Source organism: Streptomyces sp. NPDC099050 (assembly GCF_044759865.1).
In the GTDB taxonomy this organism is placed as follows: Bacteria; Actinomycetota; Actinomycetes; order Streptomycetales; family Streptomycetaceae; genus Streptomyces.
Genome location: NZ_JBIWAE010000004.1, coordinates 75,562 through 101,607 on the forward strand (window position 1 = coordinate 75,562; position 26,046 = coordinate 101,607).

The 26,046-nt window shown below is 69.6% G+C and carries 23 protein-coding genes and 1 pseudogene; 5 read left to right on the forward strand and 19 right to left on the reverse strand.

The features are described from left to right. Positions 1-2: 2 nt before the first annotated feature. The 9 genes from ACIQV3_RS08370 to ACIQV3_RS08410 form a co-directional block, all read right to left on the reverse strand. Complete coding sequence (locus ACIQV3_RS08370; protein ID WP_403711011.1) at positions 3-914, reverse strand: radical SAM protein; 912 nt, start codon at positions 912-914, stop codon at positions 3-5. Positions 915-981: 67 nt separating this feature from the next. Next, complete coding sequence (locus tag ACIQV3_RS08375; protein ID WP_403711013.1) at positions 982-1,170, reverse strand: hypothetical protein; 189 nt, start codon at positions 1,168-1,170, stop codon at positions 982-984. A gap of 327 nt (positions 1,171-1,497) precedes the next feature. Then, positions 1,498-2,667 carry a helix-turn-helix domain-containing protein gene (locus ACIQV3_RS08380; protein ID WP_403711015.1) on the reverse strand — a complete coding sequence of 390 codons (1,170 nt, stop codon included), beginning with the start codon at positions 2,665-2,667 and terminating at the stop codon, positions 1,498-1,500. A gap of 38 nt (positions 2,668-2,705) precedes the next feature. Then, positions 2,706-3,347, reverse strand: a complete 642-nt coding sequence (locus tag ACIQV3_RS08385; protein ID WP_403711017.1) for an HAD family hydrolase — start codon at positions 3,345-3,347, stop codon at positions 2,706-2,708. 87 nt (positions 3,348-3,434) lie between these two features. Continuing rightward, a complete protein-coding gene (locus ACIQV3_RS08390; RefSeq protein WP_403711019.1) occupies positions 3,435-3,797 on the reverse strand; it encodes a hypothetical protein in 363 nt (120 codons plus the stop codon). Between the two features lie 327 nt (positions 3,798-4,124). Then, positions 4,125-4,532, reverse strand: coding sequence for a PPOX class F420-dependent oxidoreductase (locus ACIQV3_RS08395; RefSeq protein ID WP_403711021.1), 408 nt, complete (start codon positions 4,530-4,532; stop codon positions 4,125-4,127). 227 nt (positions 4,533-4,759) lie between these two features. After that, a complete protein-coding gene (locus ACIQV3_RS08400) occupies positions 4,760-5,113 on the reverse strand; it encodes a PRC-barrel domain-containing protein (protein WP_403711023.1) in 354 nt (117 codons plus the stop codon). A gap of 466 nt (positions 5,114-5,579) precedes the next feature. Continuing rightward, positions 5,580-5,969, reverse strand: coding sequence for a hypothetical protein (locus tag ACIQV3_RS08405; protein ID WP_403711025.1), 390 nt, complete (start codon positions 5,967-5,969; stop codon positions 5,580-5,582). Positions 5,970-6,048: 79 nt separating this feature from the next. Next, a complete protein-coding gene (locus ACIQV3_RS08410; RefSeq protein ID WP_403711027.1) occupies positions 6,049-7,779 on the reverse strand; it encodes a thiamine pyrophosphate-dependent enzyme in 1,731 nt (576 codons plus the stop codon). Between the two features lie 365 nt (positions 7,780-8,144). On the opposite strand from ACIQV3_RS08410, the pseudogene ACIQV3_RS08415 reads away from it, so the two are divergent. Then, positions 8,145-8,466: pseudogene (locus ACIQV3_RS08415) on the forward strand (MFS transporter); the annotation flags it as partial. A 525-nt stretch (positions 8,467-8,991) separates the two neighbouring features. Here the strand turns inward: ACIQV3_RS08415 and ACIQV3_RS08420 are convergent. The 4 genes from ACIQV3_RS08420 to ACIQV3_RS08435 form a co-directional block, all read right to left on the reverse strand. After that, positions 8,992-9,495, reverse strand: coding sequence for a hypothetical protein (locus tag ACIQV3_RS08420; RefSeq protein ID WP_403711029.1), 504 nt, complete (start codon positions 9,493-9,495; stop codon positions 8,992-8,994). 228 nt (positions 9,496-9,723) lie between these two features. Continuing rightward, positions 9,724-10,500, reverse strand: a complete 777-nt coding sequence (locus ACIQV3_RS08425) for a metallophosphoesterase (RefSeq protein WP_403711031.1) — start codon at positions 10,498-10,500, stop codon at positions 9,724-9,726. Continuing rightward, positions 10,497-10,751, reverse strand: a complete 255-nt coding sequence (locus ACIQV3_RS08430) for a hypothetical protein (protein WP_403711033.1) — start codon at positions 10,749-10,751, stop codon at positions 10,497-10,499. The genes ACIQV3_RS08425 and ACIQV3_RS08430 overlap by 4 nt, the downstream gene beginning before the upstream one ends. Then, the gene (locus tag ACIQV3_RS08435; protein ID WP_403711035.1) at positions 10,748-11,407 is read right to left on the reverse strand and encodes a nucleotidyltransferase family protein; all 660 of its coding nucleotides are present in this window, start codon (positions 11,405-11,407) and stop codon (positions 10,748-10,750) included. Before ACIQV3_RS08435 ends, ACIQV3_RS08430 begins: the two co-directional genes overlap by 4 nt. Before the next feature lie 917 nt (positions 11,408-12,324). Between ACIQV3_RS08435 and ACIQV3_RS08440 the strand changes: the two genes are divergently transcribed. Beyond that, positions 12,325-13,494, forward strand: a complete 1,170-nt coding sequence (locus ACIQV3_RS08440; RefSeq protein WP_403711037.1) for a cellulase family glycosylhydrolase — start codon at positions 12,325-12,327, stop codon at positions 13,492-13,494. A gap of 79 nt (positions 13,495-13,573) precedes the next feature. Here the strand turns inward: ACIQV3_RS08440 and ACIQV3_RS08445 are convergent, their stop codons facing one another. Together ACIQV3_RS08445 and ACIQV3_RS08450 are read right to left on the reverse strand one after the other, a co-directional pair. Beyond that, a complete protein-coding gene (locus ACIQV3_RS08445; protein WP_403711039.1) occupies positions 13,574-15,340 on the reverse strand; it encodes an ABC transporter ATP-binding protein in 1,767 nt (588 codons plus the stop codon). A 218-nt stretch (positions 15,341-15,558) separates the two neighbouring features. Beyond that, complete coding sequence (locus ACIQV3_RS08450; RefSeq protein WP_403711041.1) at positions 15,559-17,238, reverse strand: cellulose binding domain-containing protein; 1,680 nt, start codon at positions 17,236-17,238, stop codon at positions 15,559-15,561. A gap of 299 nt (positions 17,239-17,537) precedes the next feature. Between ACIQV3_RS08450 and ACIQV3_RS08455 the strand changes: the two genes are divergently transcribed. Next, entirely contained in the window at positions 17,538-18,575 is a 1,038-nt protein-coding gene (locus tag ACIQV3_RS08455; protein WP_403711043.1) for a LacI family DNA-binding transcriptional regulator, read from the forward strand. A gap of 68 nt (positions 18,576-18,643) precedes the next feature. Here ACIQV3_RS08455 and ACIQV3_RS08460 read toward each other — a convergent pair whose 3' ends face one another. From ACIQV3_RS08460 to ACIQV3_RS08470, 3 genes are all read right to left on the reverse strand, one after another. Further along, complete coding sequence (locus ACIQV3_RS08460; RefSeq protein ID WP_403711045.1) at positions 18,644-19,537, reverse strand: carbohydrate ABC transporter permease; 894 nt, start codon at positions 19,535-19,537, stop codon at positions 18,644-18,646. Continuing rightward, positions 19,534-20,553, reverse strand: a complete 1,020-nt coding sequence (locus tag ACIQV3_RS08465; RefSeq protein WP_403711047.1) for a carbohydrate ABC transporter permease — start codon at positions 20,551-20,553, stop codon at positions 19,534-19,536. Before ACIQV3_RS08465 ends, ACIQV3_RS08460 begins: the two co-directional genes overlap by 4 nt. A gap of 80 nt (positions 20,554-20,633) precedes the next feature. After that, positions 20,634-21,911 (reverse strand): ABC transporter substrate-binding protein, encoded by a 1,278-nt coding sequence (locus tag ACIQV3_RS08470; RefSeq protein ID WP_403711614.1) that lies wholly within the window; start codon positions 21,909-21,911, stop codon positions 20,634-20,636. 81 nt (positions 21,912-21,992) lie between these two features. Here ACIQV3_RS08470 and ACIQV3_RS08475 point away from each other — a divergent pair, with 81 nt between their 5' ends. Next, the gene (locus ACIQV3_RS08475; RefSeq protein WP_403711049.1) at positions 21,993-23,501 is read left to right on the forward strand and encodes a hypothetical protein; all 1,509 of its coding nucleotides are present in this window, start codon (positions 21,993-21,995) and stop codon (positions 23,499-23,501) included. Continuing rightward, positions 23,498-24,544 (forward strand): LacI family DNA-binding transcriptional regulator, encoded by a 1,047-nt coding sequence (locus tag ACIQV3_RS08480; protein WP_403711051.1) that lies wholly within the window; start codon positions 23,498-23,500, stop codon positions 24,542-24,544. The genes ACIQV3_RS08475 and ACIQV3_RS08480 overlap by 4 nt, the downstream gene beginning before the upstream one ends. A gap of 159 nt (positions 24,545-24,703) precedes the next feature. Here the strand turns inward: ACIQV3_RS08480 and ACIQV3_RS08485 are convergent, their stop codons facing one another. Further along, complete coding sequence (locus tag ACIQV3_RS08485; protein ID WP_403711053.1) at positions 24,704-26,011, reverse strand: cellulase family glycosylhydrolase; 1,308 nt, start codon at positions 26,009-26,011, stop codon at positions 24,704-24,706. Positions 26,012-26,046: the final 35 nt, after the last annotated feature.

A 26,046-nucleotide genomic window follows, 5' to 3' on the forward strand; every position in this document is an offset into this window, starting at 1 on the left:
GGTTAGCTGGCGGTGATCGTAGCCCCGGCGAGCGGGGCCTCCTGCGGGTCGCAGTGTCCGACCGAGGGGACACACGGTCCGCAGGGCCCGCACATGGGCAGGAACTGCGGCGGCGTGCAGGCGGCCGCGCCGGGCCCGTGAACCGCGGCTATGTCGGCGCGGGCCTGGGCGAGGCGATCGCCGGTCCAGATGTCGGCGAGCGGCTCGACGCGTACGTTGCCGACGTCGATGAACCTGCCCAGAACGCAGGGCCACACGGAGCCGTCGGGGCCGACCGCGCACTTCTCGTGGGCGCAGTGCCCGCACAGATCCTTGATCTGGGGGCGGGCGCCCTCGCTGCCCCGGCCGAAGGCGCGGATCCGGTCCCCGCCGACCTGCTGTACGCCAATCTGCTGGAGATCGGTAGCCGCCTGCATCGCGCGCTGACTTTCGCGGAGGCTGACGACGCCGCCGCGGATGGGGATGCCGAGGCCGACCGCGCGCTCGATGTTGGCGCGGGTCTTGCGGTGGGCGCCCCGGAGCTGGGTGATCGAGTCGTGCTCGGCGGCGTCGTCGCTGTAGTACGAGGTGGCAAGCTGGGCGCCGTGCTCGGTGATGGCTTCCCAGACCTCGGGCCGGATGTGCGTCATGTTCGAGAAGACCTCGACGCCGAGGCCGCGGCCGGCCGCGTGGCCGATCAGCTCGGGCAGGTGGGAGTACAGGGTGGGCTCGCCGCCGATGAACTGGACGTCGAGCGTGCCCATCTTGGCGAGCTGGTCGATGACGGACACCCAGTCGGCGACCGCCATGCTGCCGTGACCCTGGTCGGGGCCGGAGTCGGCGTAGCAGTGGTCGCAGCGCTCGTTGCAGAAGCCGGTCACCTCCAGCCACGCGAACCGCAGCGTGGCTGGAGGGGTGTCGATGGCGGTACTCATGGTGGTGCCTCCTCGTTCACGTGGGGAGGTGGGGTCCGTTCCGGTCGATACGCGGCCGGGACGGGAATCAAAAGACGCCGATCACGACGACGGCGAGGATGCCGGCCACGATCACGACGTACAGCAGCTGGCGGAGCGACTCGCTCATGGTCAGCGGATCCCGGACGGGCCGCCGCGCGGGCAGCCCTGCTTGTGGACGGTCGCGCCGCCCTCCGGGCCGCCGCCCGGAACAGGAATTGCGCCACAAGACGGGCATCCGCGGGTGGTACGCGGGACCGGCACCCGGCCGGTCACCGCGCGCCGCCGGAGCTCAGGGCGCAGCCGCCAACGCACTTCACGATCGGCCAGGGTTCCGCGTGGCCGAGGACCTTGACGGAGCCCGCTGGGCGGAGGGCGGCATGAACGGCGCCGCAGTCCCAGCAGGCGTGGCCGTGCAGGCGGGCAATGCTCACGTCGCCGACCGATACCACTGGTTGGTCATCCACCGTGGCCTCCCTATCTGCTCGTTTGGTGCGGGCAGAGAGAGGATGACCTTCGGGAAGGGGTGCAAGTACCACAGGCTGTAGTACCCGTGGTGGTTGACTCAGACGGCGCCGATCCACTCGGCGAACGAGCTGAGCGACTCGGCGTCGGCGCGCTTGATCCTGCGGATCTTCTCCACGTCCTCGCGGGCCCACGGGTGCTCGCGAACGTGCTGCGGTGCCAGCCGTCTCGCGACCTTCAGAGACTCGAACGCCGCGTCGGGCCGGCCGGCCCACAGCTGCGCGCGGCCCACCTCGACGCAGAAGCCAGACTGACGCTCGGCCGGGACTTCGGAGCCCGGCTTCCACGTGCGGGCCACGTCCAGGGCACGGCCGATGTGGTCCTGGCCCAGGCTTACCGCCACCGCCACTTCATGGATGCGGACGCTGGACGGACCGAAGGCGGTCCCGAGGTAGACGCCCTCGGCGAGCCCGCCGGCCAGCACACTGGCCCGCGCCAGATGCTCGTACGCGGCGCCCGCTGCCCCAGCCCGGGCCGCCACCACCGCGGTCCGCATGAAGAGCGCACCGCGGGCCGCCGCCGCCGCGTCCGTCACCGGCGCCGGAGAGGCGTCCAGCGCCTGCTCCAGGGCAGCCTGACCGACCCGGTAGGCGTGCGCCGCCAGGTACGTCTCCGCGCTCGTGTACGCCACGGACGCCAGCAGCACGGGGTCAGCGGACTGCACTGCGGCCCACCGCATGACATCGATCAGGCGGGCCGACAGGTCGTGGGCGCCGCATTTGTAGGCCACCGCGTCCGCGCAGCGACCTGCGGCCGCCACGAGCCGGGCCGCGTCCTCGCGCTGCTCCCCGGCCGAGTAGTGCAGCAGCGCCAGTGTGTCGCGGAGCAGGGCCGGTGCGGTGCCCGCGATGAGCCCGTACTGGGCCGCGAGACGCTGCACCACAGCCGCGGCGACCGCGCGCCGCAGCTCCTCCCGGTGCCGGGCCGGCGGATCGAGACGGATGTCGTAGCCCGCGATCGAGGCCGAGATGGCCGGAAGCGCAGCATGAACGCGGTGCGCCGTGCCTACGTACGCCGGGTCCAGCCGGGCCGGGTCGACACCGAGCGAGGCGGCGATCGAGCCCAGCGCGGACGTGCTCGGCTGCCGGTGACCCTGCTCGATGTGACGGATCATGCTGAGCGAGAGGTGCGCGGCGGTGGCGAGATCGCGTTGAGTCATGCGGCGGGACTGGCGGCGCGCGGCGATGCGCTGCCCGGGGTGGTCGGCCATGCAGGCACCGTACCGCGCGGCGAACGAGCCGTCCGTCACTACGTCTTGACGATGCTGACCAGGTCGTGCAACGAGTCGATCGAGTAGTCGGCGGCGCCCGTCGCGCGGACCTCGTCCGCCCACCAGAACCCCCACGGGCCGCGGCGCAGGTGCGCAGTCGCCAGCCCCGCCGCACGCGCCGGGCCGATGTCGTTGGCCGGGTGGTCGCCGACGTAAAGGGTCTCGGCGGCCGGGGCACCGGACAGCTCCAGAACCCGTTCGAAGAACTCCGGCGAGGGCTTGGCAACGCCCCACTCCCCGGACACCGTCACCACATCCGCGGGCAGGTCGAGCGCGCGAAGCATCTCGCCGGCCTTCGGGCTCTGGTTCCCCGCGATGACCACCCGCGCACCAGCGGCCTGCACGGCCGCCAGCGCCGGGCGGACGTCGTCGTACAGGTCGCTCTCGTCGAGCTGCTCCCCGCGGCCTGCGGCCTCCCTGGCTGCGTACTCCGCCCCGACGTCGAGCCCCGGACGGAGCATGCGCAGCGCATCCGCGTTGTCCCGGCCGTCGACTACGACGGCACCGACGAGCGCCGACAGGGTGTGCCGGGGAGCGCCGAGCCAGTCGGCCCACGCCGCCCAGTAGCGGTCGTCCCGGGTGAGGGTCTCTCCGATGTCGAGTACGACGGTGCGAATCATGCGGCCAGCCTACGGACGGTGCCCGGACGCGCGAAAGGCCCCCTCCCGCGGCCCGCAGGCCGGAGAGGGGCGTTGCGCTGTGCGGGGTCAGACGGTGAGCCAGTTGCCGCCAGAGGGGATGACGGTGACGGTCTCCCACTGCGTGGTGAGGACCTTGGCTGCGGCGCCGTCGATGGTCTGGACGCCCGCGGCCGCCACGGTGACCGTGTTGGCCGTGGCGTCGACCTTCTTCACGACGTACCGGTTCCGGGTGGCGACTGCCGAGATCAGGGTGATGGTGATGTTGCCGGACGTGGCGTCGATGACGCGGACCGTCGCGTTGGCCGTGACAGCCCGGACAGGGAACGGCTGCTGCCCGTTGATCAGTTTGATGCCGCACGGATTGTCGACCGTGACACCGGACTCCGTGAACAGGCCTGTCAGCCGGACGATGCCACGGGCCGCAGCCATCGCGCCCGCGCTCCCCGAGATGTTGGGTGCCCCGGACTCCGTTGACAGCTGGTCGATGTCGATGATCGGGCCGATGCCGGCCGACCCCGCGCCGAGGATGTTCGCCGCCGAAAGCGCCTGAGCCGGCCGATTCGCTCCGGCTCCCCTTGGAGGGAGCCGGAGCGTCGGCGTGCCTGTGGCCCGGAACGCCGGCACGCCGGCACGCCGTGCAGGGGACTCGGAGTCGGATCGGACGCGCTGATCACCGTGTCCGCACGTACGTGAACCGAACCGCCCCGGCGCCCCAGAAGGGGCTGGTCAGCCTGCCTGACGCGGCGAAGGCCTTCGTCAGATCGAGCCGACGACCTTGCGAGGGGTAATGCGGACGACGACCCGGTCGGTGTCGTCCTTCGACGCCGGGTTGAAGTCCGCGTAGTCCTTGCCCGTGTACTTGCGCGACAGTTCGTCGATCAGTTCCTGCCCGCCCTCCGTGGTCAGCGTGGCCGTGCCGCGGACCTCGGCGTAGGTGTAGGGCGCGTTGTGCGGGTTGATCATGACGGTGATCCGGGGATCGGCGCGCAGGTTCTTCTCCTTGCGCCGGCCGACGGTCGTGGAGACCAGCAGGTCCTCGCCGTCCCGGGCGAGCCAGGTGATCGACAGCTGCGGGCTGCCGTCCGGCTGGATCGTGGCAACGGTCGCAAAAACCGGGCTGTCGTCGATGAACTTCTTCAGGTCCTCGGAGAGTTCGGCGGACACGGAGCGGGTTCCTTCCCTCGGCTGACTGCTGTCCCCGGGATCAACTGCCGCCAGTGGAGATCAGCAACGGACAGCCCCGCAGAATCGCGGCTGCATCCCGCCGCTTTCCGGCGGCTCCGGCGTTCGGCAGCGGGCGCCGGTGGTGCGAGGACCCCGCCGTGGTCGTCTTGGGGGCACCGACCCGCGGGGGCGGGAGCCTTTGCGGCCGCCCGCGTGACCTCCAGCGCCTACATGTGGGACGGGCCGTAGTACCGGCCGAACCGCTCCAGGTAGTCGGACTCGCCGGCCTGTTTGGCCTCGTCGTACTCCGGGGCGTCCTTGACCTGGTCCTTCGTCCGGTTGACGTAGACCTTCTCCCCGATCATGTCGATGCGCTCGATGGTCCCGGCCGGCAGCAGCACGTACTTGCCGAAGATCCACACCCCCGTGTCCACGACCAGGTAGGAGGCTCCGACGTCCTCGGAATGCTTATCGATCTTGCCGATGCTCCCGTCGGTGGCCTCCACCTTGTAGCCGACGATGTCGGTGCCCTTCAGGTATCCCGCGTTGGGGTGGTAGCCCCAGATGTCGAACGCGCTCACAGCGACGCCTTTCGGTTGTCCATGACTACGGACAACCTGACCGGATCTCACCGAACGCAAAACCCAAGCAAGAGAAAGCCACTCCGCTGCCCGCCGCTCGCACTCTCTCGAACGCGACGACGGCCCCACCGCCGGGCGCGGTAGCAGGACATCGACGGGACGGCTCCATCTCCCCCGTTTCAGAACTCTGGCCGATCGGCCAGGTCCGGCCCGGACCCGCGTACGGCCGACGGTCAGTGGGACAGCGGCACACCTCCAACCCGGACGGCAGCCAGCCGTCCGGCGTCACCCCGTCCACGACCGTCGGCGGCACACCGCCTGTAACCGACGCGGACACATATGTCAGAGGGCCGGGTCTCGGCCCGCTACGTGCACAAGCTGCAGCCGGTCCGCCCCTGCTGAGAGAGCGGGAAGGGGTGCGGCCCCCACACCCTGGGGGCCGCACCCCTTTCCGCGGACGGTCGGTTCAGGCTCCGCCGGCCCCGGAGGTCAGCGTCGCGCGTCGTGCCCGCCGGGTCCGGCGAACGAGCAGGACGGCCAGCACGCCCGCGGCCGCGAGCAGCGCGGTGCGGTTGCTGCGGGCCGCCGCGTTCACCGCCCGGCCGGCCTTGCCCCGTACGGAGGCGAGGTCCGTCTCGTCCACGAGGTGGCCGACCTGGTGGCCGACCTGCGCGGCCGTGTCCCGTAGCCGGTCGGTGACCTGTGCGACCTGTTTGTTGGAGGCGGCGGTCTGCTCCGCCTTGGAGGCGAGAGCCGTGACCGTCTGTCCGAGCTCCTTGCAGGTGCGGGTGACCTGCCGGCGGAGCTCTTGTGCGGTGGGGACGGACATGTCACCGCGTATGCCTGCCATCGTCATCGGGGTGCCTTCCTTCGCGTTTCCTCGAGCTCTGCTCGTACTCGCTCGCGTGGTGCGCGGTTACCCGCGAACGGACGGCTCAGCCCTCTCCGCCCGGAAGGATCTCCTTGACCTTGGCGACGGCGAAGCCCCAGCCCTGGCCGGCCGTCGGCTTCGCCGGTACGGCCACCTCCTCCGGGTTGGTCAGGACGTCCAGCAGGACCGGTCCCGGAGTCGCGAACGCCCTGCGTACGCTGTCGTGCAGATCGGCCGGGTCGGTGACGCGGATGCCCGTGATGCCGAGCGCGGTGGCGACCGCGGCGAAGTCGGGATTGTCGAGCTCCGTGCCGAACTCGGGCAGGCCCACCTGCTCCTGCTCGAGTTTGACCATGCCCAGGCGGCGGTTGTCGAAGACGACGAGCTTCACCGGCAGCCGGTAGGTCCTGATCGTCATGAGATCGCCCAGCAGCATGCTCAGACCGCCGTCCCCGCAGAGGGCTACGATCTGGCGCTCGGGCGCCCAGAGCTGGGCTCCGAGGGCCTGAGGCATGGCATTGGCCATGGAGCCGAGGTTGTACGAGCCGATCAGCCGCCTGTCGCCACGCATGGTCAGGAAGCGGGAGGCCCAGACGGTGGCCATGCCGGTGTCGGAGGTGAAGACCGCGTCCTCGGCGGCGCAGGAGTCCACCGCCGCGGCCAGCGCCTCGGGGCGGATCCCGTGTTCCCGGTTGTCCAGGGCGGCCCGGATCCTGCCGAACCGGCGGCGGTCGTGGGCAGGGTCGGCCAGCCGCTGCTGGCCCTCCTGCCAGTGTGCGAACCGCTCCCGCGCGTCCTCCAGGTGGCTCCGGTCCGCAGCCTGCTCCAGCAGCGGCAACAGGGCCCGCAGCGTCGCGCCCACGTCCCCGGTCAGGCCGGCTTCCAAGGGGATCCGGCGCCCCAGGTGCTCCTCGCGCCGGTCCACCTGGATCACCTTGCAGCCCTTCGGATACCAGTCCCGGTAGGGGAAGTCGGTGCCCAGCATCAGCAGGACGTCGCCGCGGTCGAGCGCGTGGGCGGCGGCCGGGTTGCCGATCAAGCCGGTCTGGCCCACCTGGAAGGGATTGTCCTCCCCCTCGAATCCCTCCTTCGCCTTGAGGGTGAGCACCATCGGAGCAGCGAGGACCTCGGCGGTACGGAGCACTTCGGTACGGGCCCCGCGCGCCCCCCGGCCGACCAGCAGGGTCACGCGGGAGGCGGAGTTCAGCAGTTCGGCGGCCTCCGCGAGGGCCGTGTCGTCGGGGCGGGTGACGGGCCGGTCGAGGGCGAGGCGGCCGGGACGGTCGTCGCCGAGCTCCTGGTCGCCGAGGTCCGCGGGGACGGTCAGGACGGCGACCCCGCCCTGGGTGACGGCGGCGCGCACGGCGGACTCCAGCATGCGCGGCATCTGGTCCGGAGAGGTGACCGTGGCCCGGTAGACGGCGACGTCCCGGAAGAGCAGGTCGTTGTCGACCTCCTGGAAGTAGTCGCTGCCGATCTCCGAGAGCGGCACCTGGCCGCAGATGGCGAGAACCGGGGTCCGGCTCTTGGCCGCGTCATAGAGCCCGTTGAGCAGGTGTACGGAGCCCGGTCCGACCGTGCCCGCGCACACCCCGAGGGTTCCCGAGAGCTGGGACTGGGCTCCGGCGGCGAAGGCCGCGGCCTCCTCGTGCCGGCAGCCGACCCAGTCCACCCCCTTCGTGGTGCGGATCGCGTCGGTCAGTGGGTTCAGGGCGTCTCCGACCACGCCGAAGACGTGCTGGACGCCGAGTTCCTTGAGCGTGTCGACGATGCCTTGGGCGACAGTGCGTGCCACGGGAGTGCCCTCCGGTCGGGTGCGGCCCGGGGCGGTCCCGCGCGGTTCTTCCGTACGGGAGCCACCAGGTCGAGTGGGTGGGTCAGGGGGTGGGTCAGCGGGTGAAGCGGTCCGGGTCGGCCGCCGTCCAGTCGGATGCCCAGTCGTCGGGCAGTGATGCGAGCAGTTGTCCGGGAGTGAGTCATTCGTGAAGTTCGGCGCAGGAGCAGACGGTGTGCGGTTCCACCCGGTGCGGGAGCATGTGGGGACGCAGGCCCGCGGGTCGTCGATCCCCACGGACGCCATGATCTGGAGCGCGCTCTCGGCCGTGGCCTCCTCGTAGCGCCGTACCCGCTGGGATTCGTCACCGACGTCCACGGCGCGGGCGCGCCGCCGCGCTTCAGATCTGCGGCGCGTTGGGCACCTCCGTACTCGTGGCCCTGCTGAGCGGTCGGGTCCACTCGACCCCGACCGCCGATCTCGCCTCCGCCGGGGTACCGGCGCCCATGGCCGAGCGCTTGCAGGAGGCCAAGGACGCGGTGGCCAGAGTCGTGTCACCGGTCTCCGGTGACACGCCGGGCCCAGTTGAAGGCCACGGTGATCGAGGGCAGCGGCCAGGCATTCATCAACGGAGTTCACACCGCGGCGCTCGTCACCGGTGCCCTGTGCGTCATCGGCGCCCTCCTCGCCGCAGTCGGCGTACGGCGCAACCCGCAGGGCGTCCGCCACTATGGGCGCGCCGGGGCCGAACGGCGCCCGGCTGGCATCGCGAGTCCGTGGGAACGGCAGCTCGCGGCCCGCCGGGCCGATCCCATGCGCCCCCTTGCCGAGCAACACCGTTTGCCGTGTCGCCACCCTTGCGGCCGTGTGACCGTACGGGATATCGGGAACGCAGCAGGTATCAGCCCCGAAGGCCGTCCCGCTCGTAGGCGCATCCTTGCTTCACATGCTCCGCAGCTCCCGGTGGCTACGGAGGAGGGGTTCGAGAACGTCTGTAGCCCAGCAGCCCACCAGTCCTGTAGGCCCCCGTGGCCAACGAGACCAACCGGCACCCCGATGGGGGTGCCGGCCGGTTGCCTCGCTGTGACCCCGTAACCCCACCGGGCGCGCGCGACGATCACTGGAGAGGCCAGCCCCGACCGCGGCGTTGTCGGTGCCACCCAGCATGTGGATGAGTGGGTGTTGGGGAGGACCCTGACGGTGAGCCCCGCGCTCTCGCCGAGCCTCAGGCTCTCAGTAGCGCAGCGCGGTGCCCGTCTGTGCCGTCACCGTGCCAGACAGCTTGTGCGTACTGCGAGCAGTACCCTGGCCGGTGCCATTGGCGGGGACGTCCGAGACGGTCACTACGACGGTGTCGAGCGGGTTGCCGCTCTCGTCCTCGAAGTTCACCTGGACCGCGAACGACTTCGTCGAAGCGTCGGTGTTCCTTACCGTGACGGGAACCGTCGTATGGCCTTCGCCGTCGATCGACGATGCCCCCAAGGTCACCTCGTCCTTGGCATCGACGCCGTCCTTGACCTGGCCCAACTTCTCCTTCGCGACAGCGGCAGCCGACGCGGCGGCCTCGGTGGCCTCCGCGGCCGCCGAGGCCACGGCGTCGCCGGCCGACTCGACCGCCGACGCCGCCTTCGACGCGGCACCGGACGGATCACCGTCACCATCCGAGCACCCTGCCGCACCCATCACCACGACCGACAGCATCACACCTGCAAGACCACGCATCCACACGACCGCCACTACGCCTCCAAGGTCCGTAACTCCACCCCCTTCCACCCCACTCCACCCCTGCGCCGGTGCAGAGGGCCACTCGGCAAGGCCATCGGAGTGACGTCCCACAACCTCACAGGTGATCGCGCCGGCCTCGGTCCAGCCCGAGCCACCCGAAGAGCGCAGCCCTGATGGACGGCGGCGGCTGCGGGGACGAGCGGCCGAGGGCCTGGCCGAGGCGTGGCACCCGGCGTCACGTCACCTCAGGAGCTGTGCGTCGCGCTCCCGCTCCCGCTCCCGCTCCGACGGCGAACCCGGTGTCAGGTGGTAGACGGCGAAGGCCCGGTCGATGACGGGCATGGCGACGTTGCGCACCCGCACTCCCCCGGCGGTCATGCCGTGTTCCGTGCCGAGGTGGGCGTGTCCGTGGACCGCGAGGTCGGCTCCGGCCCCGTCCATCGCCTCGGCCAGGAGGTAACTGCCGAGGAAGGGGTAGATCTCGACGGGCTCGCCCGCCAGCGTGTCCGGCACCGGTGAGTAATGCGTCAGGGCGATCCGCAGCTCGCAGCCCCGGTCAGAGAGGTCGCGCAGCGACCGTTCGAGGCCCTGCGCGCAGCGCTGGGTGAGGCGGATGAAGGCCTTCATCTCGGGCTCGCCGAACTCGCTGCCGCTGCGCCCCGCGAATCCTCCGCAGAAGCCCTTGGTGCCCGCGATGCCGACCCGCCGGCCCCGGATGTCGAGGACCACTCCGCTGCCCTCCAGGACGTGTACGCCGCCCGAGGTGAGCTCCCGGGCCACGGCGTCCTGCTGGTCGCTCTGGTAGTCGTGGTTGCCGAGGACCGCCACCACGGGCACGGGCAGGTCCCTGACCTCGCCGGCCACCACCCGGGCCTCGTCCGCCGTCCCGTGCCGGGTGAGGTCACCGGCCAGGAGCAGCAGGTCCGCGCAGTCTCCGAGGGTCTCGAAGGCCGGACGGAGCGTTCCCCGGCTGTCCGGTCCGAGGTGGATGTCCCCGACGGCTGCGACGCGGATCACGAGAGCTCCTCCGGACGGGGGGACAGATGCGGACGGTTCACCGTCAGGTCCGCCCGCCAGGGGACGCCCTCGAACTCCTCGGCCGCCGCGCGCAGGACGGCGGCCCGGCAGGCGTCGCTGCAGACGCTCCCCCGCAGGACGGCGTGCGCACCGTGCATGTCGATCCGCAGGCCGAGTTCGGCGATGTCGTCCCGGGCGAGGCGGTCGCGGAGGTGCTCGATGCGGTACTCGATGAAGTCTTCCGAGCTCATGGCGTGTCCCCTCCGCGGTCCGTCCGGTTGATGATCTTGAGGCGTTCGAGGGCGTACAGGAAGGCGTCCGCCAGGGGATCCTCGCGGTGGTCACGGTCGAGGCGGCGCCAGTCGATCTGCTCGCGCAGCATGCGGGCCATGGGGAGGAGGTCACCGAAGTCGCAGTAGTGCTCGCAGAGCGCGGCGAGCCGGCTGTCCATGAGGTCCGTGGGGGCCAGCACCGGCATCCACACCGAGTCGACCACCTTGGCCCCGGCCCGCTCCAAGAGGTCACCGCTGACGGGTCGACGGGCCAGTTCGAAGATCAGGTCGATCTCCTCGCCCCCGGAACGGCCCTTCACCAGCCAGTCCTCAGGGGCGCGCCGCATCGCGATCCCGCCGGCCGCCAGCGCCTCGATCGCCACGTCGGCATCCTCGGGACGCACGCAGAAATCGGTGTCGTGCTGGAAGTTGGCCGGCAGCCCGTGGGCGAAGGCGGCCACACTGCCGGCCAGGGCGAACGGCAGACCCGACGCCTTGAGGAGCGCGGCCACCCGTTTGGTGGTCTGCAGGATCGCCTGGGTGTGGTCCTGCGGCAGGCTCCCGTCCGGGGTGACCCCGTCGAGCACCTCCCGCGGGGCTCCGAGGTCCAGGGGCAGAACCGCGTCGGTATCCACAAACCACTCCTTCCGCCGAACGGGAATCACTGGTCCGCACGCCAGGCGTCTGACCCGTTTGCTCCCGCCAAAACGCCTGATGCCCTCCCCGTCGATCGCCCGCCCCGGGGGTGGGTGGCGGCACGCGGATGGGGTGGGCCCCCGACACGAAAGCGATCAATCAGTGGAGACCAGGTGGAATCGCTCCTCAGAGCGGTATCCACGCCCGTGACTGCGGCAAGGAGCACCTCTGGAGCAGGAGCACCGACGTGCGCGGGCACCGGTTCCCACCGTTGCCGTACGACTGTTCCGGCCAGGCATGGACCTTGCGCACGCAGGCCCGTCCGGACACCCGCTGAAGGCCGCCGTGCGGCCTGCGGAGCAGTGCCCCCCACGCGCCCGGCTGGAGCCGGATCCGTCACGGCCGCGGATCCGCCAAACACGAGCACGTACGCATGGTGGCCCGATCACTGCCGCGACTGCGCGAGCACGTCACGTCCCCCTGCCCCGGCAAGCCTGTGACCAGCCACTTTTGCGCGTCGGTAAGCGCTGGGTGGAATCACCCCGGACCGGCCACGCCGCGCTTGGCGAGGAGCCCCCGTGCTCGCGCCGGCCGGACGGCCGGACGAGAATGCCCCCGTTCGTTCAGTAGACGGGGGCGCGAATTCAGTAGAGGACCCGCACGGGCACGGCAATGGGAATGCCGTCGGCGCAGTTCGTTCAGCTCTGTTTTACTGAACCCACTCCCCCCTCATGCATCTTCGACTTTTGAGCCATTCTCGGCCTTGACATGGAACCAGCCATCGGTGCCTCATTGTGGGAAATCCCGACTTGCAGGCCCGCGGCTCGGTCCTCGATCTCTGACAACGTTGTCTACATTCTTGTCAGGGCGCTCGGAGCAGGTGGGAAAACCTTCCCATCCCCTTTGAAGGAGAGGCATGACAAAGTCACCACGCAGCACGTGGCTCACGGCAGCAGGGAGCGCCCTCGCGGGCATCGCCGGTTTGCTGCTGCCCGTGCTCGGCCCCACCGGAGCCGCTCAGGCCGCCGAAAGCGGTATCCACGTCAGCAACGGCCGCGTCTACGAGGCCGACGGCAGCGAGTTCGTGATGCGCGGGGTCAACCACGCACACGCCTGGTACCCGAACGAGAACCGCGCCATCGCGGACATCGCGGCCAAGGGCGCCAACACCGTGCGCGTCGTTCTCGCCAGCGGCGACCGGTGGGCCAAGACCGGCGCCTCCAAAGTGTCGTCGATCATCAGCGACTGCAAGACCAGCAAGGTCATTTGTGTCCTGGAGGTCCACGACACCACCGGCTACGGCGAGGACGGCGCCGCCGCTTCCCTCGACAAGGCCGCCGACTACTGGGTCGGCATCAAGAGCGCGCTCCAGGGGCAGGAGGACTACGTCGTCGTCAACATCGGCAACGAGCCTTTCGGCAACAGCGGTTACGCCGCGTGGACTGCCGCCACCAAGAGCGCCATCGGTAAGCTGCGCACTGCCGGCATCTCCAACGCTCTGATGGTGGACGGCCCCAACTGGGGTCAGGACTGGTCGAACACCATGCGGAACAACGCCGCCTCGGTCTTCGCCGCCGACCCGCGCCGCAACACCATCTTCTCCATCCACATGTACGGCGTGTACGACACGGCAGCCGAGGTACAGAGCTACCTGAACCATTTCGTCAGCAACGGCCTGCCCATCGTGGTCGGCGAGTTCGGCGACCACCACAGCGACGGCAACCCCGACGAGAACGCCATCATGGCCACGGCACGATCGCTCCGTGTCGGCTACATCGGCTGGTCGTGGAGCGGCAATGGAAGCGGCGTCGAGTACCTCGACATGGTCAACGGCTTCGGCGCGAACTCACTGACCAGCTGGGGCAATCGATTCTTCTACGGTGCCGACGGCATCTCCACCACCTCCACGATCGCGTCGATCTACGGTGGCGGCGGTGACGACGACGGCGGCGGCGGCAGCGGCGGCACGGCCCCGAACGGTCATCCCTACTGCGTGAGCGGCGGCTCCTCCGACCCCGACGGGGACGGCTGGGGCTGGGAGAACAACCGCTCCTGCGTCGTCCGCGGCGGCGCCGCCGACCACTGAGCACGCGGGGTGCCCTCCCGTCCGGGCGGACGGGAGGGCACTCGGGCGGTCGGGCGGGCGGTCCGGCGGTCCGGCGGTTTCAGGAGAGTTGGGAGGCCTGCAGGAGGGCGTAGGCAGAGCCTCGTTCGAGCAGCTCCTCATGGGTTCCGGCCTCCACCAGCCGGCCTCGCTCCAGTACCACGATCCGGTCCGCCTGCCTGATCGTGGAGAGTCGGTGGGCTACGACGAAGACCGTCCGGCCGGCTACCAGCCGCGCCAGAGCCTCCTGGACCTGGGCCTCGGAGTGGGCGTCCAGCGCCGAGGTGGCCTCGTCGAGCACCAGGACCCGGGGGTCACGGATGAGAGCCCGGGCGATGGCGAGGCGCTGGCGCTGGCCGCCCGAGAGCCGGGCGCCCCGCTCGCCCACGACGGTGTCGAGCCCGTCCGGAAGAGCAGCGACGAATTCCGTGGCGTTCGCGTCGCGCAAAGCGCGACGCACCGTCTCCTCATCAATCCGCTCCATTCCGTAGGTGACGTTATCCCGGATGCTCCCTTCGAAAAGAACGGATTCCTGGGGAACGACGGAGACGAATTTACGGAAGCTCCTCAGGTCGAGATCGCCCATGTCCTTTCCGTCGAGCAGCACGCGGCCTTCCGTCGGACGGTGGAATCCGAGCACCAGATTGAGCAGAGTGGATTTCCCTGCCCCGGAGCCGCCGACGATCGCCAGGGTCGTGCCGACCGGCACGTGGAGGTCCACGTGGCTCAGGGCCGGCTCGTCGCTGTCGCTGTCGCTGTGCCTGAGACCCACACCCTCGAAGCGGAACTCTCCGGCGACCGCTTCCACACCCCGTTTGCCGTCGTTGATCTCCAGGTCGGGGGCCTGTAGCACCTCGCCGACGGACTTGAGGGATTCCACGGCCTTGCCCACGACGGGGGCCAGCGTGAGGAGGCTCGTGACGGCGCCGGTCAGGGTGGAGAAGTAGGCGCTGAGCATGACGACCTCGCCGGGGGTGACCGAGGTCCAGCCGTAGTAGGCGACGAGAGCGACTCCGGCCAGGCAGGCCGTGCCGAGCCCGTTGAAGACGACCCAGGAGAGGGACCCGAAGCGGGCGTTGAGCAGGTCGAGTCGCGTCCCCTCCCGCTGCACCTTGTCGAGCTCGCGTCCGACCCGGCCGAGCGCCGTGCGCTCCAGGGCGTGGGCCCGGGTGATGGGGATGAGGGTGGTCATGTCGCTGACGGACGCGGACATCCGTTCCACCGAACGCCGGTAGGACGTGTTCCCTTCGCCCAGGCGTGCGCGCAGTGCGCCGATCAGCAGCACGGCGACCGGTATGACGGTGAGGAACACCGGGAGGAAGACGGGCGTGACCACGGCGATGACTGCAAGACCGCCGGCCAGGGTCGCGACGGCGGTGAGCCCGTTGTCCGCGGTCTGCTGCAGTCCCGTCTCCAGCGTCTCGACGTCACGGACGACCTTGGCGTGCAGGACGGACGAGCTGGTGCGGCTGTGGAAGCCGATGGAGAGCTGCTGCATGCGCGTGACGAGAGCGGAGCGCAGATCGCGGCCGAGCCGCCGGACCGCCCCGTGCATCCAGCGTACGTAGAGCAGGTGCAGCGGGGGGTTGAGAAAGAGGACGGTGAGCATCAGGGCGCAGTTCCACCAGAGCTCCGAGATCGCTCGGTGCTCGACGACGACGTCAATGACGTTCGCCGTCACGGGCGGCAGCAGCCAGACGGGGGCGTGCTTGGCGAAGAACACCGCGAGCGCTCCCATGAGCCGCGCCCGGTCGGGCCGGAAGAGATAGTGGACGGTGCGGAACGGGTGCTCACCGCTGTAGCGGTGGTCAAGGGGACTGTCGTTCATGGCTCCTGCGGGCTTCCTTCGTGGGCCGGCCGCGACTTTCGCCACGAGACCGTGTGGTGGAGTTACTTGGGGCAGAACGATGGGTCCGCCGCGTAGGACCTCAGCAAGGCGGTGGCCCCACGCCGGACGCACGAGAGCGACGGCGGACCGGTTTCAACGCTCCTCCGATTCGGGAACGCCGAAAGGGGTGCCCGCCGTGGCGGGCACCCCTCGTCTGATCAGGCGGTGGTGCAGGACCTTCCGTTCAGGGTGAAGTGGGCGGGTACCCCGTTGGTGTTCGGTGCGGACGTTCCGCTGAAGCCGAAGTTCACACTGGTTCCGGGGGCGATGGTGACGTTGTAGCCGGTCGGGTTGCCCGCGGTGACCGACCGTCCGTCCTGGACCGGTACGGCGTTCCACATCTGGGTGATCCGCTGGTCACCGGGGAAGGTGAAGGCGAGCTGCCAGCCGTCGACCGGGGTGGGGCCGGTGTTGCGGATGGTCACGCTGCCGTTGAAGGTCGTACCCCAGTCGGACAGGGTGTAGGTGACGGCACAGCCGGCGGGCGCGGGCGGTGAGGTGGGGGGTGTCGTGGGACCGGTCTGAGTCGGAGAGGGGGACGGGGATGTCGTGGGACCGGTCGGAGTCGGGGAAGGTGACTCCGTGGGGCCGGTCGGGGTCGGGGAGGGCGTAGAGCCCGGGAGGCCGCTCTTCACGGCCATGCGGTCGGAGTGTGCCCGGAGGACAGCCAGCTCAGGAGCGCCCGCGGAGACTCCGAACTTCCCGTCGATGGTGCGGTCCTGGTACCACCAGAACGCGCTGCCGTCACCGCCGGCTTCCTCGAAGGCTGTGTAGATCTCCCGCCACCACACGGCGCGGTCGACGTTGTGGACGTTGAACTCGCCCATGAAGAAGGGCTTGCCCACGACCTCGTGAGAGTCACGGACCCATGCACGGACGAGGTCCTTGGTCTCCTCGATGCTCAAGTCCGCCCAGTGCTCCGTCGGGTACGGGTGCGCGGAGGTGAAGTCGACGTAGGGAGACTGCTGGATGTGCACGAAGGGGTTGCCCTCGTCGCCGCCGAACCCGTACTGCGTGCCGTGCCCCTCGATGCCGGCGCCCAGCAGGTGGTTCGGGTCGATGGCCTTGACGAAGGCGCCCATCTCGTCGACCCAGGCCCTCAGGGTGGTTCCCTCGACGTTCTCGGCCGCACTCTGCCCTTCGTACCGGGGCTCGTTCATGAGCTCCCAGGCGAAGATCGCCGGCTCGTCCTTGTACTGCACGCCGCTGTAGTGGTTCGTGCGGTTGAGCGCGTAGCTGACCGAGTTCTTGTACGAGGTGAAGCAGCCGGGGCAGCGGTTCTTGTCGAAGAAGGCGGCGCGCCCCGGTTGGCCGCCCGAGAGGCCCTCCCAGCGCAGGCGGGTGTCGATGCCGCCGTACGCCTCCCAGTAGTTCTCGAAGACGGGGATGAGGCGCAGGTCGTGGGCCTTGGCCGATTCGATGATGTAGTCGAAGGCGGCGTACTGCTGCTCGTTGAATTCGCCTTCCCGCTCCTCGAAGCCGTGCCAGCTCTCGTGGCTGAACATCCAGACGCGGGCGACGTCGACGCCGTCGGCCGCCATGCGGGCGAAGTGGGCGTCGATGCGGGCCTTGTCCATGTACTGCGTCTCGGTGTCACCGGATCCGGCGCCGAAGGTGAACATGTCGTAGGCGTTGGCCCCGGCGAAGAAGTACTCCTTGCCGTCGAGGCAGAACCTGATGCCACAACGGGTGGCGAACGAGTCGGCGGTGTTGGCGGCGGCCGGTGTGGGGCGGGCGGCGAACGATCCGACGAGTGCGAGAACGGCAATCAGGAACAGGGCCAGCGGCCCGTGCCGTCTCGCACGCGCACGCGCACCAGCATGGGGGGACTTGCTCATGGGGATTCCCTTTCGTCCTGAGGGAGTGGTCGAGGAACCGGTCGCGTCGGGGCGGCTCACCCGACGACTGCTTAACCGGTTAACTTCGAGGGGAACCGTAGAGAGCCCGCCGAGGGATGTCAATGGATTCGACTGCGCAGAGAGGAAAGGCGAGTTGATGCGCCGGGCGGATCACCGAAGGGCTACCGGCCAAAGCGCCCGGGAGGCCGCAGTCCAGGACTGGAGGGACCCGCACCCCGCCATGCACGCTGGGTCGTGACGGTAGGGTCGGGGTATCGAGGATTCAGGATGGAGCTGGGGTGGCAGTAAAGCGGCCGACGATGGCGGACATCGCACGTCGGGCGGGTGTGTCGAAGGTCGCGGTCTCCTACGCGCTCAACGACCATCCCGGAGTCTCGGAAGCCACGCGCATCACGATCAAGGGCATCGCGGAGGAACTGGGCTGGCGCCCGAACAGCGCTGCTCGGGCACTGACCGGCGGGCGCGCCCAGGCGGTCGGGCTGGTCGTCCGCCGGCCGGCCCGCACCCTCGGGGTGGAGCCTTTCTTCATGGAGTTCATCAGCGGTGTGGAGTCCGTGCTCGCCGAGCGTTCGTACGCGCTCATGCTGCAGATGGTGGCGGACCAGGCGCAGGAGATCGAGGTCTGCCGACGGTGGTGGGGCGAGCGGCGGGTCGACGGCGTCTTCCTCATGGACCTGCGGGCCGACGACGGCCGGATCCAAGCCGTCCAGGACATGGACCTTCCCGCAGTGGTCATCGGACCACCGGACGTCGCCGGGACCCTGCCTGCCATCTGGTCGGACGATGCCGAAAGCGTGCACGAGATCGTGCGGTACCTGGCGGCGCTGGGGCACCAGCGGATCGCGCGGGTCGCCGGGCCGGCCGACCTCGCGCACACGGCCATCCGTGACGCCGCCCTCCGCGACGCCTGCCGGGAAGCCGGTCTCACGCAGGCCACGGTGATCCATACCGACTACACGGGGGACGAGGGCGCGCGGGCCGCCCGGGCCCTGTTGATCGCGCGCGAGAGGCCTACGGCGATCGTTTTCGACAACGACATCATGGCGGTGGCCGCGCTCTCGGTGGCGCAGGAGCTGGGCCTGTCCATCCCCGCCGACCTGTCGATCGTCGCCTGGGACGAGTCGCCGCTGACACAGGTGGTTCGCCCGACGCTGTCGGCCGTCACCCGTGACATCCCGGCGTACGGCGCCCATTCCGCGACCGCGCTGCTCGCCCTCATCAACGGGGAGGAGGTGGGCGACATCCGTGAGGGACACGCCCGGTTCTCGCCCCGGGCCAGCACGTGCCCGCCTCCGTCGAAGCGAGCCGCCCACTGACAAGGCCGGACGCGATCGGGTCCGGGCCGCCCCTCGAACGGCCCGCTCCCGCACCCTGGCACACGCTGCTACTTGGTCGCCCCCTGCGAGAAGCCGTTGTAGATCCAGCGCTGGAGCAGCAGGAAGATGACCAGCGTGGGCAGGATGACGAGGATCGCTCCCGCCGAGATCGCCTCCCAGTGCGCTCCGAACGGTCCCTTGAAGCGGAACAGTGCGGTGGAGATCGTGCCGAGGTCCTCGGAGTGCATGTAGAGGAAGGGGATGTAGAAGTCGTTGTAGGTGGTGATCCCCTTGATGATGACGACGGTGGCGATCGCCGGTTTGAGCAGCGGGAAGATGATCTTCCGGTAGATCGTGAAGGCGTTGGCCCCGTCGAGTCGCGCCGCCTCGTCCAGCGAGGCGGGGATCCCGCGGATGAACTGCAGGAAGATGTACACGGAGACGATGTCCGTGCCCATGTAGAGCAGGATCGGGGCCCATCGGGTGTCCACCAGGCCGAAGCTGCTGATGACCTGGAAGGTGGCCACCTGCGTGGTGACGGCGGGGACGAGCGTGGCGACGAGGAAGAGCGCCATGACGAGCTTCTTGGCCCGGAACTCGAAGCGGTCGACCGCGTAGGCGGTCATCGAGCCGATGATGACGGTGCCGCCGATGGAGAAGAACAGGATGAAGGCGGTGTTCCCGAACGCCATCAGCATGTTGCCGTCGCTGAACGCCGTGACGTAGTTGTCGAAGTTCAGCCAGTTGCCCGGCAGTGAGAGCGCGCCACCGTCGCTGACCTCCTCCGAGGTCTTGAGGGAAGTGAGGAAGACGACGGTCAGCGGCAGCAGGACGACCGCGGTGGCGACGAGCAGCGACAGGTAGGTCAGCGCGGTTCCGACGGGGAGGCGCCGACGCCTGGGGGCGCGGGGGGCTGCCGGACCTGCGGGGGCTTCCGGGGCTGCGGGGCTATCGAGGGTCATACGAGGTCCACCTTGTCGTCGGGCACGAGCCGGCGCTGGATCCAGGTGATCAGCAGGATGATCAGGAGCAGCACCACGGCCGCGGCCGAAGCCAGGCCGGTCTTGTTGAACTGGAACGCGAGCTTCACCGTCTGGATGACGAAGGTCTGGGTGCCGGTCGCACCGCCGGTCATGATGTACGGGATCTCGAACACGGACAGGGAGCCGGAGATCGCCAGGATGACGCTGAGGCTGATGACGGGCTTGATGCTCGGGGCGATGATGTGCCGGAACTGCTTCCACTTCCCCGCGCCGTCCAGCTCGGCCGCCTCGTAGAGCTCTCCGGGAATCGACTGGATGGCTCCGAGGAACAGGACGAAGTTCAGTCCCGTGAAGCGCCAGACCGACACACCCGCCAGCGAGACGTTGGCGGAGGTCGGATCGCCCAGCCACGGATGATCGGTGCTCGCGCCGAACCAGGCCAGCACCGAGTCGAGGGTGCCTCCGTCCTGAAAGAAGTAGAGGAAGACGAAGCCGATCGCGACGCCGTTGATGAGGTAGGGGAAGAAGAGGATCCCCTTGAAGAAGTTCCGGAACCTCAGGTTGAAGCTCAGGACCACGGCGAAGTAGAGCGCGACCGAGATCTGGACCACGGACGCGGCCAGGTAGTAGCCGCTGACGAAGAACACCCGGAAGAGCTCGGGGCGGGTGAATATCTGGACGTAGTTGTCGAAACCCACGTTCTCCCGGTCCGGGCTCACCCCGTCCCAGTCCGTGAAGCTGTACGAGATCATGCTCGCTACGGGTACGTAGGTGAACGTGATCAACAGCGCCAGCGGGCCTGCCAGGAAGAGCCACGGTGTGATGCGGCGCAGCGGCGATTGCCGCCAGGAGCGGGGTTGTCCGCCGGCGGGAGCACGGCGCCGGCCCGTCGGGCGGTCTGCTCCGCGCGCGCTTCTTCCCGTGTTCTTCTCGTCCTTGGCGGATCGCCGTGTGCCGGCAGGTGCGCCGGGAGCGGTGTCGGTTGTCTCGGTCATGTCGGCCTTTCGTGTCCGCGACTGCGGGAGGTGAGGGGCCCCGGCCGGTGTCGTCCGGCCGGGGCCCGATCCGCGGTCGGTCAGGAACCGGCGGTCTTCGCCGCCTCGTCCCACCTCTTGTTCAGGTCGGCGAAGAAGTCGTCGGCGCTGCCCTTCGCGGCACCTCGTGCGGTGTCGATCAGCTTCTGCCGGTAGTCGGGCTTGTTGAGCCCGATCTCGGCCGCGTCGTCGATGTCGTTGACCGCCGCCGTGTTCGATTCGGAGCGGTCGAAGAACTTGACATCGTTGTCAACGAGGTCCTGGAGGGTTGCCGGCATGCGGGCGGACTTCACCGCGGACACCACGCCCTCCTTCGCCGAGAAGCCGGACTTCTCGGTGAACCAGTCGATCCAGGCGCGGGCTGCCGGCTTGTTCTTGGAGTAGATGCTCACGGCCTGCTGGTAGTCGGAGACCAGGGCCGAGCAGAACGCGCCGTCCTTCTGGACCGGGAAGGGCATGAAGCCGATGTCGTCGGCCTTGCCGCCCTTCTCGACCGCCGCGCCCTGCATCTGCGTGATCGCCCAGGAGCCCAGCATCATCGTGCCGACCTTGCCTTCGGCGAGCAGGGCCTTGGAGGCTTCCCAGTTCGTGGTCGTGGGGTCCTTCTCCGAGAGGCCCTGCTTGGCGATGTCGTAGAGCAGGGTGTCGATGGTGCGGAGCTCGCCGCCTTCCTTCCACGGCGAGACCGGGCCGGCCAGTTTGTTGCCGGCGTCGGGGTCACAGCCGACCGAGCCGTTGTTGGAGGTCCACTGGACCAGGGGCCAGCCGTCCTTGAAGTTCGTGTAGTACGGGGTGGCGCCCGTCTTCTCCTTGATCGCCTTCAGCCCGGCGAGGAACTCATCCGGGGTCTTCGGCCAGGAGGTGACCCCGGCTTCCTTCCACAGGGCCTTGTTGTAGACGAAGCCGTTGGCGGACCCGAACTGGGCGATCCCGTAGACCTTGCCGTCCACCTCGGTCTTGTCGCTGAACCGGTACCTCGACGACAGGGTCTCGGTCGACCCCAGGGGAGCGAAGAACTTGCGGTAGTCGTTCTTGGCGACCGCGCCGGGGATGAAGAGCACGTCACCGTAGGACTTGGCGTTCATGCGGATCTTCACCTCGCCCTCGTAGTCGGTGATGCCGTCGAAGGACACCTTGACCTTGGGGTAGACCTTGTTGAACTCCTCGGCGTAGGCCTTCATGACCCCCTTCTGCACGAGGTCGGTCCGCTGCGTCAGGACCTTGATCTCACCCGAGACCTCCTTCGGATCGGGCGGCGAGGTGGCCGCCTCGCCCGTCGCCCCGCCCCCTCCGCCACCACACGCCGACAGACCCAGCATCACGGCTGGTCGCGGCGGATCGGCTTCCGTACCGTCGAGATCGACCGCTCCGCCGACGAGCACGGCACCGGCTTCACCTTCGTGGTCAACGGTGTGCGGATCTTCGCGCGCGGGGTCAACTGGATCCCGGACGACGTACTGCCTTCGCGGGTCTCCCCCGAGCGCTATCGCACCCGCCTCACCCAGGCCGCCGAGGCCAACATCGACCTGGTCCGGATCTGGGGCGGCGGCATCTACGAGGACGACGCCTTCTACGACATCTGCGACGAGCTCGGACTCATGGTCTGGCAGGACTTCCTGTTCGCCTGCGCCGCGTACCCGGAGGAACAGCCCTTGCGCGGGGAGATCGAGGCAGAGGCGCGCGACAACGTCGTCCGTCTCATGCCGCACCCCAGTCTGGTCCTCTGGAACGGAAACAACGAGAACCTGTGGGGCTTCCGCGACTGGGAGTGGGAGGAGGCGCTCGCCAGTGATTCCTGGGGCGAGGGGTACTACCTGGGGATCCTTCCCCGGATCGTCGCCGAACTCGACCCGACCCGCCCGTACACGGCGGGCAGCCCCTGGTCCGGGTCCTGGGACCACCATCCCAACGATCCCCGCCACGGCACCCACCACTCGTGGGAGGTGTGGAACCGCCAGGACTACGCCGAGTACCGGGCCGATGTCCCCAGGTTCTGCGCCGAGTTCGGCTGGCAGGCTCCGCCCGCACTCGCGACCCTGCGGCGCGCCCTGCCTGGTGAGGACCTCGCCCCCGACTCCCCCGGCATGCTCCACCACCAGAAGGCCGAGGACGGCAACGGCAAGCTCGACCGCGGCATCGAGCGTCATTTCGGCCTGCCGGAAAACGACTTCGACCGCTGGCACTACCTCGCCCAAGTCGTACAGGCCCGGGCCGTGGCCGCCGGCATCGAGCACTGGCGCTCCCACTGGCCCGTCTGCGCGGGCACGGTCGTCTGGCAGCTCAACGACTGCTGGCCCGTCAGCTCCTGGGCCGCCATCGACGGCGACGGCCGTCTCAAGCCGCTCTACCACGAGCTGCGCCGGGTGTACGCCGACCGAGTCCTCAGCCTCGTACCCGTCGAGGAGGACCCGGTGCTCGCGCTCGACAACCAGTCCGGCACCACCTGGAACACCGCCGTCACCCTGCGCCGACTCGATGCGGACGGCACGGTGCTCAAGGAGACCGTCCTGGCCCTGGAGGCGCAGGCACGGACGGTCGTACGACTGGTCGTCCCCTCCTCGCTGCTGCCCGAAGCCGGCTCGTCGAAGGAGCTCCTGGTGGCGGACGCGGACGGGCTGCGGGCCGTGTACCTCCCGGTGTACGACAAGGAGTTCGCATACCCGGAGCCCGTGTACGACGTGCTGATCGAGCCCCACGCCGAAGGCGGCGCCGTGGACGTGGTCGTCACCGCGCGGACCCTGGTGCGGGACCTGCTCCTCCAGGCGGACCGGCTCTCCCCCGCAGCCGCCGCCGACCGCGGCCTGGTCACCCTGCTGCCCGGCGAGGAGGCCCGCATCACCGTCACCGGTTGGACGGGCGACGACCCGGAGCTCGTCCGGGCGGCCCTCTTCAGCGTGGGAGCGGCGTGAGCGCCCCAGCTCCTCGCGTCCCCGGCCCGCGCGTGACGATCAATGACGTCGCCGCGCTGGCCGGGGTCTCCAAGGGTGCTGTCTCCATCGCCGTCAACAACCGTCCGGGGGTGTCCCCTTCGACCCGGGAGCGCATCTTCGAGGCGGCCAGGGAGCTCGGCTGGAGCCCCAACCAGACGGCGCGCAACCTGTCCGGACGACGGGCCGGCATCGTGGGTCTCGCCCTCTGCAGGCCGGCCCGGCTCCTCGGCCTCGAACCCTTCTACATGGAGTTCATCTCCGGCATCGAGGCCGTTCTCGCAGACCACTCCTGCTCCCTGTTGCTCCGCCTCGTCCGCGACTTGGACGAGGAAACCGCCCTGTACCAGGAGTGGTGGCGCAGCCGAACCGTCGTCGGGGCGATCCTGGTGGACTTCCACCAGGACGACTCCCGGATCGCGCCGCTGCAGGCGCTCGGGATACCCGCCGTCGCCGTCGGGCATCCCTCGCTTACCGGCGGGTTCCCCTCCGTCTGGACGGACGACGCCTCGGCGGCGACCGAGGCGGTGCGGTACCTGGCGGCGCTGGGCCACCGGCGGATCGCCCGGGTGGGCGGCCTTTCCGGGCTCGGCCACAGCGGGATCCGGGCCACGGCCTTCGAGGCCACCATGGCCGAGCTGGGTCTGGACGGCCGCCGCCAGGTGTCGACGGGGTTCGCGGGCGAGGACGGGGCACGGGCGACACGCAGGCTCCTGATGTCTCCGGACCGGCCGACGGCGATCCTGTACGACAACGACATCATGGCCGTCGCCGGGGCGGCGGTGGCCGCGGAAATGGGGCTGTCGGTCCCCGACGACGTCTCCCTGCTGGCCTGGGACGACTCACAGCTGTGCCGGCTGACGCATCCTCCGCTGTCGGCGATGAGCCATGACGTGCACCGATTCGGCGAGGAGGTCACCCGGACGCTGTTCGGGGTGATCGAGGGCACCCACACGGGAGCCTTCCAGGTACCGACGCCGTCCCTCACTCCGCGGGGGTCCACCGGACCACCACGGCGTACGTAGCGGTCCGGGACGACGATGAGGGGCTGCCCCGGGGGCAGCCCCTCATCGTCGTCGGTCCTGTCCGATACCGGTGGGAGGAGCGAAGAGCGGGTTCCGGGCCGGATGTGCCTGCGGAACCCGCTTCTCGCGCACCCGGTGCGGGGCGGGTGCGCTAAGGGGTCAGCTCTTGGCGCAGGAAACGCCGTCGAGGTCGAACGAGGCGGGCACGGCGCCGGCACCCGTGACGTTGACGCCGAAGCTCACGGCCCCTCCGACCGGGATGTCCTCGGTCCAGGACCGGCTGGTGGCACGGATCTGGCCGCCGTCCTGGGTGACGGCGGCGTTCCAGGCGGAGTTCACCGTGCGGCCGCCCGGAAGGCCGAAGTCGAGCTTCCAGCCCTTGACCGGCTGCGCGCCGGTGTTGCGGATGGTGACGTCGGCGTTGAAACCCGTGCCCCAGTCGTCGAGGCGGTAGGCGACGGAGCAGCCGCGCCGGTACACGCCGGCCTCGTGAGAGGTCTCACGGATACCGTCCGGCCCCTTGAACAGCCGCTCGCCCCAGGCCGTGAGCCGCGTCGCGTCGAAGCCGGTGGCGAGGTCGAGGTACTCGACGCCCCCGCCGTTTCCGCTCCAGGACCACCCCATGTAGCCGAGGTCCAGGCTGCGTGCGGTGGACATGATGGCGTCCTCGTCGGGGTTGCCGTCCGAGTGGTCGTATCCGAACTCTCCTACGACGATGGGGAGTCCGCGGTCGACGAAGCTGCCGAGGTAGTCCTCGACCTCGGCAGCGGTGTCGTAGACGCCGTACATGTGGATCGAGAACACGGTGTTGCGGTCGGGGTCCGAGGCGAAGACGGCGGGCGCGTTCTCGCGCATGGTTCCCGACCAGTCCTGTCCCCAGTTGGGGGCGTCGGCCATCAGCGTGTGGTCGAATCCGGCCGCGCGCAGGCGCCCGATGGCGTCCTTGGTGTCCTGCGTCCAGGCGGTGTGGCCGGCGTTGCCGTGCGGCTCGTTGCCGAGGTTGACGATGACGTACTTCTCCTGGCCTTCCAGGGCGCCCGCCACCTCCAGCCAGTAGTCCACTGCCTCGGAGAGCGAGGCGGCATCGCCCTGCTCGCCGTAGCCGGTGGTGTCGTGGGCTTCCAGGACGCAGACCAGGCGGTTGGCCTTGCACTGGGCGACGACCTTCGCCACGTCCGCCGTGTCGTTCTTCGTCCAGCGGGTGCCGGTGCTGAGCACTACCCGGACCGAGTTGGCTCCGAGCGCCTTGATGTCGGCCAGGGACCGGTCCGTCCGGCCGGTGTACCAGGTGTGGGCGTGGTTGACGCCCCGGAGGACGAAGTCCTTGCCGGTGGCGTCGACGAGCCGCCCGTCCACGACACGGAATCCGCCGGAGCGGTCTGCGGCATGGGCGGCGACGGGGACTGAGGTGATCGTGGCGGCGAGAGCGAGCATCGTCGCTGCCGAGAAGACCCGTGTCCTGTTCATGTGGTGCTCCCAACTCGGTGCCGCGCCGAGGCCCC

What these genes read in the sequence shown, in the direction of transcription:
- ACIQV3_RS08370 (WP_403711011.1), bottom strand. Translation starts at nt 914, where the DNA reads ATGAGTACCGCCATCGACACCCCTCCAGCCACGCTGCGGTTCGCGTGG.
- ACIQV3_RS08375 (WP_403711013.1), bottom strand. Translation starts at nt 1,170, where the DNA reads ATGCCCGTCTTGTGGCGCAATTCCTGTTCCGGGCGGCGGCCCGGAGGG.
- ACIQV3_RS08380 (WP_403711015.1), bottom strand. Translation starts at nt 2,667, where the DNA reads ATGGCCGACCACCCCGGGCAGCGCATCGCCGCGCGCCGCCAGTCCCGC.
- ACIQV3_RS08385 (WP_403711017.1), bottom strand. Translation starts at nt 3,347, where the DNA reads ATGATTCGCACCGTCGTACTCGACATCGGAGAGACCCTCACCCGGGAC.
- ACIQV3_RS08390 (WP_403711019.1), bottom strand. Translation starts at nt 3,797, where the DNA reads ATGGCTGCGGCCCGTGGCATCGTCCGGCTGACAGGCCTGTTCACGGAG.
- ACIQV3_RS08405 (WP_403711025.1), bottom strand. Translation starts at nt 5,969, where the DNA reads ATGACGATGGCAGGCATACGCGGTGACATGTCCGTCCCCACCGCACAA.
- ACIQV3_RS08430 (WP_403711033.1), bottom strand. Translation starts at nt 10,751, where the DNA reads ATGAGCTCGGAAGACTTCATCGAGTACCGCATCGAGCACCTCCGCGAC.
- ACIQV3_RS08440 (WP_403711037.1), top strand. Translation starts at nt 12,325, where the DNA reads ATGACAAAGTCACCACGCAGCACGTGGCTCACGGCAGCAGGGAGCGCC.
- ACIQV3_RS08445 (WP_403711039.1), bottom strand. Translation starts at nt 15,340, where the DNA reads ATGAACGACAGTCCCCTTGACCACCGCTACAGCGGTGAGCACCCGTTC.
- ACIQV3_RS08450 (WP_403711041.1), bottom strand. Translation starts at nt 17,238, where the DNA reads ATGAGCAAGTCCCCCCATGCTGGTGCGCGTGCGCGTGCGAGACGGCAC.
- ACIQV3_RS08460 (WP_403711045.1), bottom strand. Translation starts at nt 19,537, where the DNA reads ATGACCCTCGATAGCCCCGCAGCCCCGGAAGCCCCCGCAGGTCCGGCA.
- ACIQV3_RS08465 (WP_403711047.1), bottom strand. Translation starts at nt 20,553, where the DNA reads ATGACCGAGACAACCGACACCGCTCCCGGCGCACCTGCCGGCACACGG.
- ACIQV3_RS08470 (WP_403711614.1), bottom strand. Translation starts at nt 21,911, where the DNA reads ATGCTGGGTCTGTCGGCGTGTGGTGGCGGAGGGGGCGGGGCGACGGGC.
- ACIQV3_RS08485 (WP_403711053.1), bottom strand. Translation starts at nt 26,011, where the DNA reads ATGAACAGGACACGGGTCTTCTCGGCAGCGACGATGCTCGCTCTCGCC.